14 protein-coding genes and 1 pseudogene are annotated in these 14,471 nt (G+C 33.3%); 8 read left to right on the forward strand and 7 right to left on the reverse strand.

Annotated features, from left to right (window positions below; translation table 11 throughout):
• Positions 1 to 6 precede the first annotated feature (6 nt).
• The 3 genes and pseudogenes from AAGD42_RS02305 to AAGD42_RS02315 all read left to right on the forward strand — a co-directional run bounded on the left by AAGD42_RS02305 (position 7) and on the right by AAGD42_RS02315 (position 3,653).
• Complete coding sequence (locus AAGD42_RS02305) at positions 7 to 1,131, forward strand: AAA family ATPase (RefSeq protein ID WP_341753106.1); 1,125 nt, start codon at positions 7 to 9, stop codon at positions 1,129 to 1,131.
• A 420-nt stretch (positions 1,132 to 1,551) separates the two neighbouring features.
• Positions 1,552 to 2,475: an Rpn family recombination-promoting nuclease/putative transposase gene (locus AAGD42_RS02310; protein ID WP_341753107.1), complete on the forward strand. Its 924-nt coding sequence runs from the start codon at positions 1,552 to 1,554 to the stop codon at positions 2,473 to 2,475.
• A gap of 88 nt (positions 2,476 to 2,563) precedes the next feature.
• Positions 2,564 to 3,653, forward strand: a pseudogene (locus AAGD42_RS02315) (IS481 family transposase).
• 1 nt (position 3,654) lies between these two features.
• Here the strand turns inward: AAGD42_RS02315 and AAGD42_RS02320 are convergent.
• Positions 3,655 to 3,993, reverse strand: a complete 339-nt coding sequence (locus AAGD42_RS02320; RefSeq protein WP_341753108.1) for a transposase — start codon at positions 3,991 to 3,993, stop codon at positions 3,655 to 3,657.
• 54 nt (positions 3,994 to 4,047) lie between these two features.
• Between AAGD42_RS02320 and AAGD42_RS02325 the strand changes: the two genes are divergently transcribed.
• The 5 genes from AAGD42_RS02325 to AAGD42_RS02345 all read left to right on the forward strand — a co-directional run bounded on the left by AAGD42_RS02325 (position 4,048) and on the right by AAGD42_RS02345 (position 6,962).
• Entirely contained in the window at positions 4,048 to 5,013 is a 966-nt protein-coding gene (locus AAGD42_RS02325) for a hypothetical protein (RefSeq protein ID WP_341753109.1), read from the forward strand.
• 68 nt (positions 5,014 to 5,081) lie between these two features.
• Positions 5,082 to 5,426, forward strand: a complete 345-nt coding sequence (locus AAGD42_RS02330; RefSeq protein WP_341753110.1) for a DUF2793 domain-containing protein — start codon at positions 5,082 to 5,084, stop codon at positions 5,424 to 5,426.
• 117 nt (positions 5,427 to 5,543) lie between these two features.
• Complete coding sequence (locus AAGD42_RS02335; RefSeq protein WP_341750203.1) at positions 5,544 to 5,762, forward strand: hypothetical protein; 219 nt, start codon at positions 5,544 to 5,546, stop codon at positions 5,760 to 5,762.
• A 2-nt stretch (positions 5,763 to 5,764) separates the two neighbouring features.
• Positions 5,765 to 6,160 (forward strand): D-Ala-D-Ala carboxypeptidase family metallohydrolase, encoded by a 396-nt coding sequence (locus AAGD42_RS02340; RefSeq protein ID WP_341753111.1) that lies wholly within the window; start codon positions 5,765 to 5,767, stop codon positions 6,158 to 6,160.
• A 172-nt stretch (positions 6,161 to 6,332) separates the two neighbouring features.
• On the forward strand, positions 6,333 to 6,962 hold the full coding sequence (locus AAGD42_RS02345; protein ID WP_341753371.1) for an HD domain-containing protein: 630 nt from the start codon (positions 6,333 to 6,335) through the stop codon (positions 6,960 to 6,962).
• A 67-nt stretch (positions 6,963 to 7,029) separates the two neighbouring features.
• On the opposite strand, the gene AAGD42_RS02350 is transcribed toward AAGD42_RS02345, so the two are convergent.
• The 6 genes from AAGD42_RS02350 to AAGD42_RS02375 all read right to left on the reverse strand — a co-directional run bounded on the left by AAGD42_RS02350 (position 7,030) and on the right by AAGD42_RS02375 (position 14,430).
• Positions 7,030 to 8,370: an MFS transporter gene (locus AAGD42_RS02350; RefSeq protein ID WP_341753112.1), complete on the reverse strand. Its 1,341-nt coding sequence runs from the start codon at positions 8,368 to 8,370 to the stop codon at positions 7,030 to 7,032.
• Positions 8,367 to 10,070, reverse strand: coding sequence for an MFS transporter (locus tag AAGD42_RS02355; RefSeq protein ID WP_341753113.1), 1,704 nt, complete (start codon positions 10,068 to 10,070; stop codon positions 8,367 to 8,369). The genes AAGD42_RS02350 and AAGD42_RS02355 overlap by 4 nt, the downstream gene beginning before the upstream one ends.
• Positions 10,067 to 11,458, reverse strand: coding sequence for an MFS transporter (locus AAGD42_RS02360; RefSeq protein WP_341753114.1), 1,392 nt, complete (start codon positions 11,456 to 11,458; stop codon positions 10,067 to 10,069). The genes AAGD42_RS02355 and AAGD42_RS02360 overlap by 4 nt, the downstream gene beginning before the upstream one ends.
• 510 nt (positions 11,459 to 11,968) lie before the next feature.
• Positions 11,969 to 12,586, reverse strand: coding sequence for a hypothetical protein (locus AAGD42_RS02365; RefSeq protein WP_341753115.1), 618 nt, complete (start codon positions 12,584 to 12,586; stop codon positions 11,969 to 11,971).
• Between the two features lie 9 nt (positions 12,587 to 12,595).
• On the reverse strand, positions 12,596 to 13,168 hold the full coding sequence (locus AAGD42_RS02370; protein ID WP_341753116.1) for a hypothetical protein: 573 nt from the start codon (positions 13,166 to 13,168) through the stop codon (positions 12,596 to 12,598).
• Positions 13,169 to 13,179: 11 nt separating this feature from the next.
• Complete coding sequence (locus AAGD42_RS02375) at positions 13,180 to 14,430, reverse strand: hypothetical protein (RefSeq protein WP_341760758.1); 1,251 nt, start codon at positions 14,428 to 14,430, stop codon at positions 13,180 to 13,182.
• Positions 14,431 to 14,471 lie beyond the last annotated feature (41 nt).

Below are 14,471 nucleotides of genomic sequence, written 5' to 3' on the forward strand. Positions count from 1 at the left end.
GTTCATATGTCAGCAGGTAAAGAATTTGTTGGGTTTAAACCAGCAAGACCATTAAGGATATTTTATTTGCAAACAGAAATTGGTTACCATTATATGCGAGAGAGGTTACAAAATATCCAGCTGCCAAAAGAGTTGCTTGATAAGGCAGAAACTAATTTGCATATTACAGCTAATAATAGATTACTGCTCGATGAACAAGGAGTCAATATTGCTGCTAAACATATTAGACAGATTTTCCCTGAACATCCACCGGATATTATTGCCATTGACCCTATTCGCAATAGTTTTGATGGTGGTAGACATGACTCTACCGAGAACGAAAATGATGCCATGATGTTTTTTCTGCAAAATAGAATTGAGTTACTGAGAGATAAAATAAATCCTCATACTGGCATTATTCTTGTTCATCATACTAAAAAAATTAGTCGTATACAATTTGAAGATGATCCATTTCAAGCATTTAGTGGAGCAAGTAGCTTGAGAGGTTATTATACTAGCGGGATATTATTATATAAACCTGAGATAGATAGTAATAATCGTCATTTAATTTTTGAATTGCGTAATGGCAAGGAGATTGGCAACAAGATTATTCATAAGGTTGCTGGTATATGGGAAGAGTTAAATCCTATGGAGAAACGTATTGCATATAAAGTAAAGGGTAAGCTTTACGATCGCGAACGTGAACGCCGTATTAAGGTTATTATTAAACTACTTGAGGCAGATGCTTTAAGAGGTAAGTTTTATCTAATGAAACAGTTTGCTCAAAAATATCAGAATTATATAGATTTAGGTGGTAGAAGAGCGATTTATGATGACTGCTCAGTTGCTGCTACTCAAGGAGTAATTAAGTTTTTTGATAATCCTGAGGAGTATGGAATAAAGCTCGCAAGTGTTGTTAACGCAAGCTTTGGTTATATATGTACTGAAAATATGATGATGGAAAAAGAGGAAGTCATCAATATTGAAACTGGAGAAACAATAAAAAATTATATTCAAATACCACCCACGCATTACAAATGTGATGGTGATGGAAGGAAGAAAAAGATACTAAATAATAATAACTGGCAAATAGATTTAGAAAAAATTGGTGAAAATACTGTAAATAAAACAAATTTAAAATGCAGCTCATAATGCATAGTGCATAATGCATTTCATAGTGCAGTGCATGATGAAGTCAGCCGCAATGCCTTATAAATACTGCAATTGTAGAGAATTCCATAATGCATCTGCACTACAAAAAGAAATGCATTAAGGGGTTGCTCTCTAGCCCTTATTTATCAAGGGATTGCAGCCAGCTTCATAATGCAGCATTTTCCCCCTTTATAAATAAAGGGCTTTTTAATAAGCCCAATTTATTTTACGGGGTAATTCACCTGAGTCAAAAATTAGCTGGATTAAACTTTGAAAAATCATTGAGGAAAAAATGAAAGAAGAAAAAATAGTGGATAACGCCTAACCAATTGTCTATTTTTCACATTATATTACTTAGTGCTTTATAGTTTTTGTGCTATACTGCTTCTTAGGTACTAATAACTACTAATAGCAGCATATATGGATAAAATAACTCCTCGCGTGGATTTAGCTTTCAAAAAGATCTTTGGTGTAGAAGAGAATAAGGATTTGCTGATATCCTTGATTAATTCTATCGTTGGACAAGAGGATCAAGTGGCAGAGGTAACTTTGCTTAATCCATATAACCCTAAAAACTTTAAGAATGATAAACTCTCAATATTAGACGTTAAAGCCAAATCTGTTGATGGCAAAAGGTTCAATATTGAGATTCAAATTAGCGACGAAGCTGATTATGATAAGCGAGCTTTATATTACTGGACTAAATTATATACTGAGCAATTAAAGGTAGCTCAGGACTATTCGACCTTAAGCAAAGCCATTGGTATTCATATACTTAATTTTACTTCTATTCCTAAAGTAGATAAATATCACAATGTTTTCCATATAGTCGAAAAAGATAGTGGCTTGTTGTATTTCAAGGATCTCGAATTACATACTATTGAGCTTAATAAGTTTACTGATAATTCTCATGAGGAATTAGCTGATATACTGAAAAAAGTAAAAGACTCTCTAGATATGTGGTTAGCTTTTTTAACAAGACATGACCTACTTAACAAAGATAATTTGCCTAAAGAACTGGACAATATTGCCTTAAAAAAAGCTCTAACAGTGCTAAATGTTATGAACTTTACTGACGAAGAAAGAGAGGCCTATGAAGGTCATCTCAAATGGCTGCGTATAGAAGCTAATACTATCAAGAAATTTGAGGATAAAGGTAGAGCGGAAGGTAAAGAGGAAGGTAGAGCGGAAGGTAGAGCGGAAGGTAGAGTGGAAGGTAGAGTGGAAGGTAGAGTGGAAGAAAAAATATCTATGGCAAAAGAAATGCTATTAAACAATGAGTCGATGGAAAAAATTATTAAATACACTAAGTTAAGTAAATCTCAAATAGAAAATCTAAAATGACTTACGATCCTCAAACTATTACTGCTGAAGTAGTTGAGATTTAATCTTACATTTAGTAAAATAAACAAATTATTAAATGGAGATTAAAATGAATTTAAATCAGAAAATAATAAGACCAAAAATAGGATTACTTGAACTAGCAAAAAGCTTAGGAAATGTATCTAGTGCATGTAAGACAATGGGGTATAGCAGAGATAGTTATTATAGATTCAAGGAATTATATGAGAATGGTGGCGATGAAGCCTTGTATGAAATAAGCCGTAAGAAACCCATATTGGCTAATATGAGTTGATCCTATTGTAGAGAAAGCGGTATTAGACATGGCAATAGAGTACCCCGCTTATGGTCAACTTCGTGTATCGAACGAATTAAAAAAAGATGGGATTTTAGTATCTCCCGGCGGCATTAGATCTATCTGGCTTAGGAACGATCTCAATAATCTTAAGAAACGGCTAGTAGCTTTAGAAACTAAAATGGCTCAGGATGGCATTATACTTACGGAAGCTCAATTACGTGTCTTGGAGAATCGTAAGAATCTTAAAGAGGCACATGGGGAAATAGAGACAGAACATCCAGGCTATCTTGGTTGTCAAGATGTTTACTATGTTGGCAACTTTAAAGGAATAGGTAAGGTTTATGGTCAAACTTTTATCGATAGCTATTCCAGGGTGACGGATGCCAAATTATACACAGACAAAACAGCTATAACCTCTGCTGATATGTTAAATGATAGAGTTCTACCTTGGTACGAAGAACAAGGTATTCCTATACTACGTATATTAACTGATCGTGGTACTGAATATAAAGGAAATATAGAACATCATGCCTTTGAATTGTTTTTAAGTATTGAAGGAATAGAACCCACCGTTACAAAAGCATATTCCCCTCAAACTAACGGGATATGTGAGAGGTTTCATAAAACCATGAAAAATGAGTTTTATGATACTGCAATGCGTAAAAAGATTTACAATTCACTTTTTGAATTGCAAAAAGATCTTGATACCTGGTTACATTATTATAATAACGAACGTCCTCATTCCGGCAAGTATTGCTATGGTAAAACGCCTATGCAAACCTTTAAAGATAGTAAAAAATTAGCGTTTGAAAAAAATAATGAGATCTTGTATCTTGAACACTTATCTGACAGTCAAAATTTATCTGACAATCTAATAAGTTAATTTATGGGGTCTGTAAGATCAAATCTTGACTTTTACATTCCATATCTACATCTACTTTAACATGATCCATTAAAGCTTCCCATATACCTTTGTCAACCCATCTCTTAAATCTGCGATAAACACTGTACCAACAACCATAATAATTAGGCAGAAGACGCCATTGACAACCTGTTCTAGCAATAAACCATATTGCTTCAATAAACTGTCTTATTTTTTCCTCATTCTTGTTGTGTATAGCTTTTTTTTTCTTAAAAAATGATAAAATTGCTTCCCATGCTTGGTCTTCTATGTAATACTTCATATCGGTAGTTTCTTCGTTTCGATAACTAGAAACTACCATTTCTTCTTACTATTGCAACTTCTTTATTCTCCTCTGATAACTTAACATAAAATTTTGTCAACAGAGCCTAGTAATACCAACTATCTTCCAAAGAAATGTGACATACCAAAACCAATAGCTACATCTATTTTACAGCTAATAGAAGTTCCTATTTTTTCATCAGACAATTATATAGGATATGGAGGATACGGTAGTAAACAAGGTACGTTGCAGCTAATAGTAAATGCTGATGATAGCAACTGGAATGGAGCAATAATTTATCAAAGCCAAGATGGTAAGAATTATAAACCACTATTCACTACAACTAATCAAGCTATATCAGGTTTTTTATTAAATAATTTTTTACCAGCATCTAGTTTAATTATTGATAATCAAAATATCATTGTCATTCAGTTATTACATGGTAGGCTACAAACTGTAAATGAGCTAACTTTATTAAATGGTGCTAATAAAGCACTAATAGGCAATGAACTGATTCAATTCCAAGAAGCTGAGCTAATTGGTTCTAATAAATACAAATTAAGCAAACTTCTAAGAGGCAGGCAAGGCACTGAATGGGCAATTAATAACCACCAAATAGGCGATAGATTTATTATGCTAACAGATGCAACAACTCTAATACCAATTAATAATAATTTAATTGGTCGTCCAATCCATTATAAAGCTATATCAATAGGCAAAACTCTTGCTGAAACAACCCCTGTTACTTTTACCTATACTGGTAAATGTCTGAAACCATTTGCTCCAGTTCATGTTACAGCTAAACACGATGAAAACTATAATATTATAATCAGCTGGATTAGAAGAGCTAGAGTTGATAATGAGTGGCATGATTATGTTGACACGCCAATTAATAAAGAATTTGAGAAATATGAAATTGATATTAAACGCGATCAACAACTAGTCAGAATATTGGAATCATCTTGTCAAAGCGTAATATACAGCAAAGAGCAACAATTAGCTGATTCAACTGTAACAAACCAAAGCTTGATTGCTCGAAACCTAACTGCCACTATTTAGCAACTCTCTAGCTTGGTAGGTCGAGGTTACGAAACCACTATATCTCTAGATAATATTAACTAACTCACATGTCACACACAGCTAGATTAAAACTACCTTTGATTCATAGTGGGCAGGTGCAGAAAGAAATTACCCATAATGAAGCTCTTAGTTTACTTGATATACTGATAAATCCAGTAGTGCAAGCTATTGGTATCACCTCTCCTGAAGTAGAGATAGATAACCAAAAACTTGGTCAACTATATATAATTGGTGCAAACGCCGAACAAGAATTTATTGGTCACGAGAATAACATCGCTCAAAAATTAGAACATGGCTGGCGGTTTATTATACCGTATAAATGGCTAGAAGTAGTATTAGACGATGATGGTAGTCATTATCGATTTGATGGTGAAAAATGGCAAAAGTCATAATTCCCATTACTTCTATATAAAGCTTATTTACCACCCCATAATCCTACGATCCTAACATAGCCATTATAAGATTAATCTTCAAATAACAAATTTTCAAAACAACTAAAAGGTATATTTATGCAAAAATTACAAGGGTTTAGAACCATTATATTTAACCTAGTCACTATATTAACTGCTTGGCTAGCTGATTTTAATATTGAACTATCAGAAGAACACCAAACCGCAATGAGCGTTACTATTATTGCCATTATTAATATTATTTTAAGATTTATAACCAAAACGCCTATTAGAAAAAATGAAGAAACCAACCAAATAAAAGTTAAAATTATAAAATAAATATGAACAATACATATTATATCCCATATTTTACCTATCAAGAATTAGCTTGCAAACAAACAGGGAAAATAGTACTAGCTACTGGATTTGCAGAGAAATTAGTAAATTTACGCAAGATTTTTAATAAACCAATGTCTGTTAGTTCAGGTTGCCGTTGCCGAGAGTATAACAAGAAAATCAACGGAGCTAAAAACTCCTTTCATATTTACGACTACCCGCACCATAGTGGAGGAGGCTGCTGTGCCTTTGACGTTCTAACCCTAGATAAAACCATTAAAGGCGATTTAATTGCCACTGCTTGGCAACTAGATTGGACTATCGGTATCCATAAAAATTTTGTTCATTTAGACCGACGTATTGATTATACTGAATTAAAACAGATAATATTTTTATATTAAAGTTAGAACATTATAGTTGGAAATATATAAGACTCAATTGATTTATATCTGAATGTAACTTAAATATAACAGAATACTTATTATTTTAAGAAGCATATAATAAATCATTTAGTAGTATTTTAATTTCTAGTTTAATATACTCTATAATTAAAGTAATATGGTGGGTATTAAAATGGAAGATAGTAATAATTGGGAAGCAAGGTATGTAAACTGTAAATATGCTGATAGGTTAGTTAATAAACTAGTTGAGCTGAATCAGCAAGTAACTATACCAGTAAATATGAATGAGGTTAAAAAAGGTATATATTATGCCAAAAAATATCATGGTAGCCAAATGCGACAATCTGGCGATCCCTATTACTCTCATCCGATAGAGGTAGCATATATGGTTTCTGATCATCTTTACCGCACTGACATTATTGTTACCAGCATCCTACATGATACTATAGAGGATACAAAGCTTACTAGAAGTATGATTGCAAGTGTTTTTGGAGAGCATATTGCTAGTCAAGTAGAAGATTTAAGCAGAAACAAGCCTCACGGCAAGATTAGCTCGGCGGAAACATTGAATATATTATTTCAACAGAAAAAATATGATGTCTTATTGATCAAGCTATTTGATCGACTGCATAATTTGCAAACTATTGGGGCTAAATCTTCAGAAAAAGCTAGGAAAACTATAGTAGAAACTCTTAGTAGGTTTATGAGTCTTAGCATGTATTACAATACACCAACAATTGAACAAAATTTTGCAGAATTATGTTCTAAAGTAATACATACTTATTACAAAACCAATAACTAGTCTTTACAGTCAAAAAGCGTCTTATTTTAAAATGATCTCTTACTCCAGCAATTTTTTGACGAAGAGACTAATATGATTCGTAGTTACTAGTTACCTTCTCCAATTTTGCAAAATAAAATATTCCAAATCCATAGCTCATTACTATAGGTAACATAATACATAATATCCCTAGTTGCCCCATATATTTTGTACAATATATGAAACCAAAAGATGTAACAATGGAAATTATGGCATGTGCTAAAGCATATACAAAACTACTATACGTAAAGCGTTTAAAAATAGGAAAATATTTGTAGAAAATGGCACTAGCTGGAGAGGAGTCAGGTGCAAATAATATAATCAACACTTGTATTATAAATAAATGTATCGGGGTACTGACCTTATCAAGGAAATAAGGGCAAAATATTATAAAAGCAAAAAAAATCATCCACCTAACTTTAAGAATCTTTAAAGGATATATTATATAACTTAGATACAATAATACCAACGTAGTAAGTAGTTGTATTATTGAAATAAGAAAGTTATGATAAAGAATATCTCCAACACTATAAACAAAAGAATTCCTGAGTATATTACCACAATAAAAATACACAAAATATGTTGGCACTGGACCAGCACATTGAATTAAAAAATAGAATAATACTGTCTTTTTCTGTACTTTCTCTTCTAAAATGATGTCACCTTTTAATATTTTTTTATCAATATAGTGCGTATCAAAAAATGTTCTTAATCGCAATTTTGCATTAGCAAATTCTGGTGTTTCTCTTAACTTAGTTCTAGCAACTGTACCTATAATGGCAATTATCATTCCAAAGTAAAAAAGATAACGCCAATTAAACCCATAGTTAGTAATTAAGAAGCCTAACCCTAATGCAAACATTGATCCTAAGGAAGCACAAACCGTAATTATTGTTACGACAGGATATTGCATTGGTGGTTTTGTTATTTCCATTAAATATAGTTCTGCTCCCACTCTTTCACCTAAGGAAGATATACCTTGTATTGCACGACATATACTAATAATCCATGAAGCCGTAATGCCAATTTGTTCATAAGTTGGTAATGTAGCCATGATAAAACACGAGGTTGCCATCATAAAGGTTGTAATAATAATGGTTATTTTTCTACCAATATTATCTCCTATCCAACCAAACAGTAATGCTCCAAATGGTCTAAAAACAAAAGTGATACTATATGCAATCGCAATAAAAAGAGATGCAGAGTTTGGATCATCTTTGGGAAAAAACAGGCTATTGAGCAATACTGCCATATGGATATATAGCATCAGATCAAAATATTCGAGGAATGTGCCAATTGATAGTAAACCAACAGCTTCTTTTTGTTCTTTTGTAAGGCTGGTCTGCTGATCAGGGATAATCCTGGTATTTTCTTGAACTAATTCACTCATAATTGACTCGAATAATTGTTTTTTTCGGAATAAGTAGCCGTGTCTCTAAAAGCAATAGGTAAATCGCCATACTCTTTTGCCAACTTTTCAAAATGCAATAGTCCGTAAGCAAAACTGATAATTGTTGGAACCATAATAATCCATAATCCCCAATGACCAAAATGATCATAAAGATAGGTAAAAGCAAAAGCAGTGATTACATACATCGAAGTTCGAGATATAGCGAATATAACGCTAACATAGGTAAAGCGTTTAAATACCGGAAAGTTTTTATAACAAATGGGAAGAGCAGGAGCTAAGCATTCATACAATAAAATCATAACAAATTGCATCAAAAATAATTGACAAGGAGAACTAATATTATTCAATAAGTATGGACAAAATATGATAAAAATAGAACATATAATCAATATAACTCTTAGTATTAGTAATGGATATATTTTTAAACTTAAATAACATAATATTGATATGGTTAGAAACTCTATTATACAGGCAATGAAATTATGTTGAATAACTTCAGCCATAGTATAACCAAAGTTAGTTTTTAAAACATTACCACAATATATATAAATAAAATAAAAACTTACTGGTCCAGCACATTGGAATAAAAACAAAGCTATTACTGTTTTTTTACTAACTTTTTCTTGCAATATTGGGTGATTTGTTAAGCTAGCTGCAGTTAATATATAGGGCATAAATATAATAATACTAGCACAAATTACTAATTTTATTTTTAAAATTTTTATTGGATATATCTTATAACACAAATAAGTAATTAGAATACTGGTAATTAGCTCTGCCATTATAACAAACAAGTTATGACTAATAATTTGTTCAGCACTATAATTGAAGGTGCTTTTCAGCATAGTAGCACAATGTATATATACAAAATAGAAAATAATTGGTCCTGTAGATTCAATTGATAAATAAGCTAATATAGTTTTTATATTAACTTTTTCATTTAGCATTTCTTGATTAGTAATATCCTTTTTCTCTAAACCGAAAGTTTTAAGTTTATTTAGCAGCCTTCTGGTTGCATCAGCAAATTCTGGTGCTTCTCTAAGTCTTGTTCTTGCCATAGCTCCCACTAAGGCAATCACTGTACCAAATAAAAAAGCATATCGCCAATTAAAGCCATGTGAAGTAACCAACGTTGCAATACCTAAAGCACATACTCCACCTAAACCAGCAAATATTGAAATACAACCAACAACAGGATATTGCATTGGTGGCTTAGTCATTTCCGTTAAATATAATCCAGCACCTACTGCTTCTCCTAAGGATGACATACCTTGCACTATCCGACAAATAGTGATTAATACCGAAGCGGTAATGCCAATTTGTGCATAAGTCGGTAAACTAAACATCACCAAACAAGAACATGCCATCATGAAAGTTGTGACAAACAGCGTAACTTTGCGACCTACTTTATCGCCTATCCAACCAAATAGCAAAGCACCAATTGGTCGAAAAACAAAAGTAGCACAGAAGGAGAAAGCTGACAGAAGAGTAGTAGTGTGCGGATCACTCTGTGGAAAAAATAACTCATTCAACAATACTGCCATATGGACATATAACATCAAGTCAAAATATTCCAAGAAAGTCCCTACTGAGAGTAACCCAACAGCTTCTTTTTGTTCTTTCGATAAACTAGTCTGAGTAGGTACAATCCTGGTGTTTTCTTGAACTAATTCACTCATAGTTGACTCGAATAATTGTTTTTTTCGGAATAAATAGCCGTGTCTCTAAAAGCAATAGGTAAATCGCCACACTCTTTTGCCAATTTTTCAAAATACAATAGTCCGTAAGCAAAACCGATAATCATCGGAACCATAACGACCCATAATCCCCAATGACCAAAATAGTCAGTAATGTAAATAAAACCAAAAGAGGTAATGATATACATCAAAGCTCGAGATATAGCGAATATAATGCTAATATAGGTAAAACGTTTAAATACCGGAAAGCATTTATAAAGAATGGGACCAGCAGGACCTAAGCATTCATATAATAAAACCATAACCAATTGTATCAAAAATAATTGATAAGGAGCATTAATATGATTCAATAAATATGGACAAAATATGATAAAAATAGAGCATATGATCAGTATAATTTTTATGATTAGTAATGGATATATTTTTAAACTTAAATAAGATAATATTGATATGGTTAAGAACGCCATTAGACAGACAATAAAATTATGTTGAATAATTTCAGCCATGGTATAACCAAAATTAGTTTTTAAAATATTACCGCAATATATATAAAGAAAATAAAAACATACCGGTGAAGCACATTTTAATAAAAAGAAAGCTATGACGGTTTTTTTATTAACTTTTTCTTGCAATATTGGGTGGTTTGTTAAGCTAGCTGTATCAATATTGGCTTTTTCAAAAACTTTTTTGATTTGACGTTTGGCATCAGCAAATTCTGGGGTTTCTCGCAAGGTTGTTCTGGCAACAGAGCCAACTAATGCCACTGCTGCACCAATCCAAAATGCCAAACGCCAGTTAAAACCATGCATAGTGACAAGTGAGGCAACCCCTAAAGCCATTAACCCCCCTAAGTCACAACAAACCCCCATTAACCCGACACTTGCATATTGCACTGGTGGCTTAATGGTTTCCGTTAAATAAAGTTGTGCCCCTGTCATCTCTCCCATAGAAGATATACCTTGCAAAGCCCGGCAGATTGTTACTACCCAGGTAGCGGTAATCCCTATCTGAGCATAAGTAGGTAGATTAGCCATCACCAGACATGTCATAGCCATCATAAAAGTTGTGATGATCACGGTAGATTTACGTCCGATATTGTCGCCCAACCACCCAAATATTACTGCCCCAACAGGTCGGAAAATAAAGGTAGTACAAAAAGCAAATGATATCATTAAAGAGCTTGTCTTAGCATCAGTTGGCTCAAAAAACAACTCATTAAGAAACGCCGCCATATGAACATATAGCATCAGATCAAAATATTCTAGGAATGTACCAATTGATAGTAAACCAACAGCTTCTTTTTGTTCTTTTGTAAGGCTGGTCTGCTGATTAGGTATAATCCTGGTATTTTCTGGAACAGCTTTACTCATAATTCACTCAATGTTGCTGTTGACTTCATATAGTTCATATTTCCCCAGTGGTTATTTTATTAAACATAATTTCTATATGTGTCATTGCGAGACCACGCAAGTAGGTCATGGCAATCCACACTTTATTGGATTGCTTCGTCGGCTTACGCCTCCTCGCAATGACGCGATGTCATTGTCATTGCGAGGAAGACCGCAGGTCAACGAAGCAATCCAGAACAACAAGCTATACCAAATTCGCTTATATCTATAAATATAACAGATTTTTTTGATCCACTAATAGCTGTTTTCATTATTTTTGCAGTATTATTTATTTTTTTTATTCCCTAACTTTAATTGGATTGCTTCATCACTACTACAGCTCCCCTCGCAATGACGTTTTCTAAACTTACACCTAACCTGGCTAACATTACTCCGTCATTGCAAGCGAACGTACGTGAGCGTGGCAATCCATAAAACTTGTCAGGATTGCTTCGTCGGCTTACGCCTCCTCACAATAACATTTTCTAAACCCTACATAACTACACAACAGCTAGAATCCTCAGAATCTCTACCAGTCATTGCCGTTTCATCTACTTGTCCAAGCGGATGCATAGAACCAGTAGATGCCCCACCTTCATTATGGGGAAGTATTGGATATAACGGTTGCGGTTCTTTACAATGATACTCTAATTGCCCTTGAGCCCAAACTGTATCTGCTGAAGTTATCTCTGCATCCTTGTTGGGATATTTTTTAGTAATTACCTTGATAGCCTTAAGCCATTTTTCGGCTTCTAACTCCACATCTTTATGATTCCGTTGAGGTAGCAATTCCTGACAAGATGAATCACCTAATTTAGCTCCAATAGATACATAGAGTTTATCTTTATATTCGCTCTTCTCTACTCCCAAGCCTTCACGATAAAGATAGGCAAGCCCGGCAGCCGCCTCTCCTTTACCAAATAGTAAAGCTTCTTTTAATTCAAAATGCATCGCTTTAGAACCACTAATTACTTCTGGTGTTAATCCATGTTCCTCTATTATGATATTTACTTTACTTAGACCATCTAGAGCATGGTCATATAAATTATTAGCCGTCCTAATTAAAGTTTTGGCTTGATCTAGATAATTACTCTGCTTTAATTTTGTCATATCGTTTACCTACCTATATTTAGTTTGACCTTTAGTATTCCTCTTGATATTGCTTGGAGTAGATGATGGAACATACATAGCTGCTGGATACGATGAATGCTGTTTTCCACAATAATGTTCCAATTGTCCTTGAACCCAAACTGTATCTGCTGAAGTTATCTCTGCATCCTTGTTGGGATATTTTTTAGTAATTACCTTGATAGCCTTAAGCCATTTTTTGGCTTCTAACTCCACATCTTTATGATTCCGTTGAGGTAGCAATTCCTGACAAGATGAATCACCTAATTTAGCTCCAATAGATACATAGAGTTTATCTTTATATTCGCTCTTCTCTACTCCCAAGCCTTCACGATAAAGATAGGCAAGCCCGGCAGCCGCCTCTCCTTTACCAAATAGTAAAGCTTCTTTTAATTCAAAATGCATTGCTTTAGAACCACTAATTACTTCTGGTGTTAATCCATGTTCCTCTATTATGATATTTACTTTACTTAGACCATCTAGAGCATGGTCATATAAATTATTAGCAGTTCTAATTAAGGTTTTAGCTTGATCTAAATAATTATTTTGCTTTAATTTTGTCATAGCTATCCACCTTATTTAGTTTGTCCTTTAGTATTTTTTTTTATATTGTTTGGGGTAGTTAAAGGCGAAATTTTATCTTCTGCTGAAACAGTAGCTTTACTTATCATGTGTTTAACATTTATGGGGATTTTAGCTATTTCTCCTTTTTCCACTTTAGTAGCTTTAATATGTTGTTGTGAAGTGTCGTCATTTCCTAACCCATCGACTTCATACTCTGATTTCTTTTCCCTTTTTGACCTATCTATTACCTCACTGCGGAGAAGTGTATCTTCAATCTTTCCATCATTAGTAACAGCATTATCTTGGTTTTTGAGCAAAGTAGTAAATTGCTTTAATATTTTGTGTTTCCCAGGATCTGTGCCTTTACATTCTTCGGCTATTTTATCGATTTTTGTGTATTGCTTTTGAGCTTCTACTTTAGCTTCCTCCAATTCTTGAATTCCAGCATCTACCTCTTTTTTCTGTTCCATAACTTTTGCCAAAACAGGCTCAAATGCCTTGATTTTCTTATCCTGATGCTTTATTAGTTCTTTTGTATTAATTATAGTTGGTGATTGAGGTTTTTCTGTCTTTTCCTTGGCAGTAAGCTCATTGCCTAACCTTTTTCTTTCTGTTAGCAATCCCTGATGATGAGTACTTACTTCATTATAATGTTTGTGTATTTCGTCACGATGTTTATATAATTTTTTATATTCTTCGTTTTGTTTTTTTATCTGTTCTTCTGTTTTTATGAGTGGTAGTAGTTTATTTTGATTTACATCCCCATCTTTTTCAATATCTTTAATTACATCATCTAATTTAGCATTCTCGTCTTTCATTGCAGATAAATACTCATCTGCATCTTTTGTAAATTCTTTATGTTGTTCTTCCAATCTCGCAGTTTCCTGGTGAATTTGTTCAAGTTTTGCAGCTTCTTTTACTTCCCTCTCTAATAAAGATGCCAGCCTATCGGCTTCAGCCTTTCTTTCTTCTTCTAATTGTTGTGAAAGTACAACTTGTTCAGCTTGCTCTTCTCTTTCTCTAACGAATGCTTGTAAATTTTGTAGTTTGGCTAATGTCTCAGGTGGAAGATTGCTATTCAACAAGCTGGTTATGGAAGCATTAAGCCTTGCCAATTCAGCTGGATTAGTAGTATGAATCTGTAACTTGATATCATTAACAACATTATCAAACTGAGCTAAATACGCTATATCTTTCTGCCCTTTATTATTTTTATCGTCTTTATCGTCCTCAAAATTATCAGCCATATATCGTATTTTCACCGTGTTTAAACCTTGTTAGCAATAGTTACATTTTTAATTAA

The organism is Candidatus Tisiphia endosymbiont of Dioctria linearis, assembly GCF_964026545.1.
Lineage (GTDB): Bacteria > Pseudomonadota > Alphaproteobacteria > Rickettsiales > Rickettsiaceae > Tisiphia.

Bases quoted from the DNA above. Each gene is read 5' to 3' on its own strand.
- AAGD42_RS02305 (WP_341753106.1), top strand. From the start codon at position 7: ATGTCAGCAGGTAAAGAATTTGTTGGGTTTAAACCAGCAAGACCATTA.
- AAGD42_RS02340 (WP_341753111.1), top strand. From the start codon at position 5,765: ATGAACAATACATATTATATCCCATATTTTACCTATCAAGAATTAGCT.
- AAGD42_RS02320 (WP_341753108.1), bottom strand. From the start codon at position 3,993: ATGGTAGTTTCTAGTTATCGAAACGAAGAAACTACCGATATGAAGTAT.
- AAGD42_RS02345 (WP_341753371.1), top strand. From the start codon at position 6,333: ATGGAAGATAGTAATAATTGGGAAGCAAGGTATGTAAACTGTAAATAT.
- AAGD42_RS02355 (WP_341753113.1), bottom strand. From the start codon at position 10,070: ATGAGTGAATTAGTTCAAGAAAACACCAGGATTGTACCTACTCAGACT.
- AAGD42_RS02335 (WP_341750203.1), top strand. From the start codon at position 5,544: ATGCAAAAATTACAAGGGTTTAGAACCATTATATTTAACCTAGTCACT.
- AAGD42_RS02360 (WP_341753114.1), bottom strand. From the start codon at position 11,458: ATGAGTAAAGCTGTTCCAGAAAATACCAGGATTATACCTAATCAGCAG.
- AAGD42_RS02365 (WP_341753115.1), bottom strand. From the start codon at position 12,586: ATGACAAAATTAAAGCAGAGTAATTATCTAGATCAAGCCAAAACTTTA.
- AAGD42_RS02330 (WP_341753110.1), top strand. From the start codon at position 5,082: ATGTCACACACAGCTAGATTAAAACTACCTTTGATTCATAGTGGGCAG.
- AAGD42_RS02350 (WP_341753112.1), bottom strand. From the start codon at position 8,370: ATGAGTGAATTAGTTCAAGAAAATACCAGGATTATCCCTGATCAGCAG.
- AAGD42_RS02310 (WP_341753107.1), top strand. From the start codon at position 1,552: ATGGATAAAATAACTCCTCGCGTGGATTTAGCTTTCAAAAAGATCTTT.
- AAGD42_RS02370 (WP_341753116.1), bottom strand. From the start codon at position 13,168: ATGACAAAATTAAAGCAAAATAATTATTTAGATCAAGCTAAAACCTTA.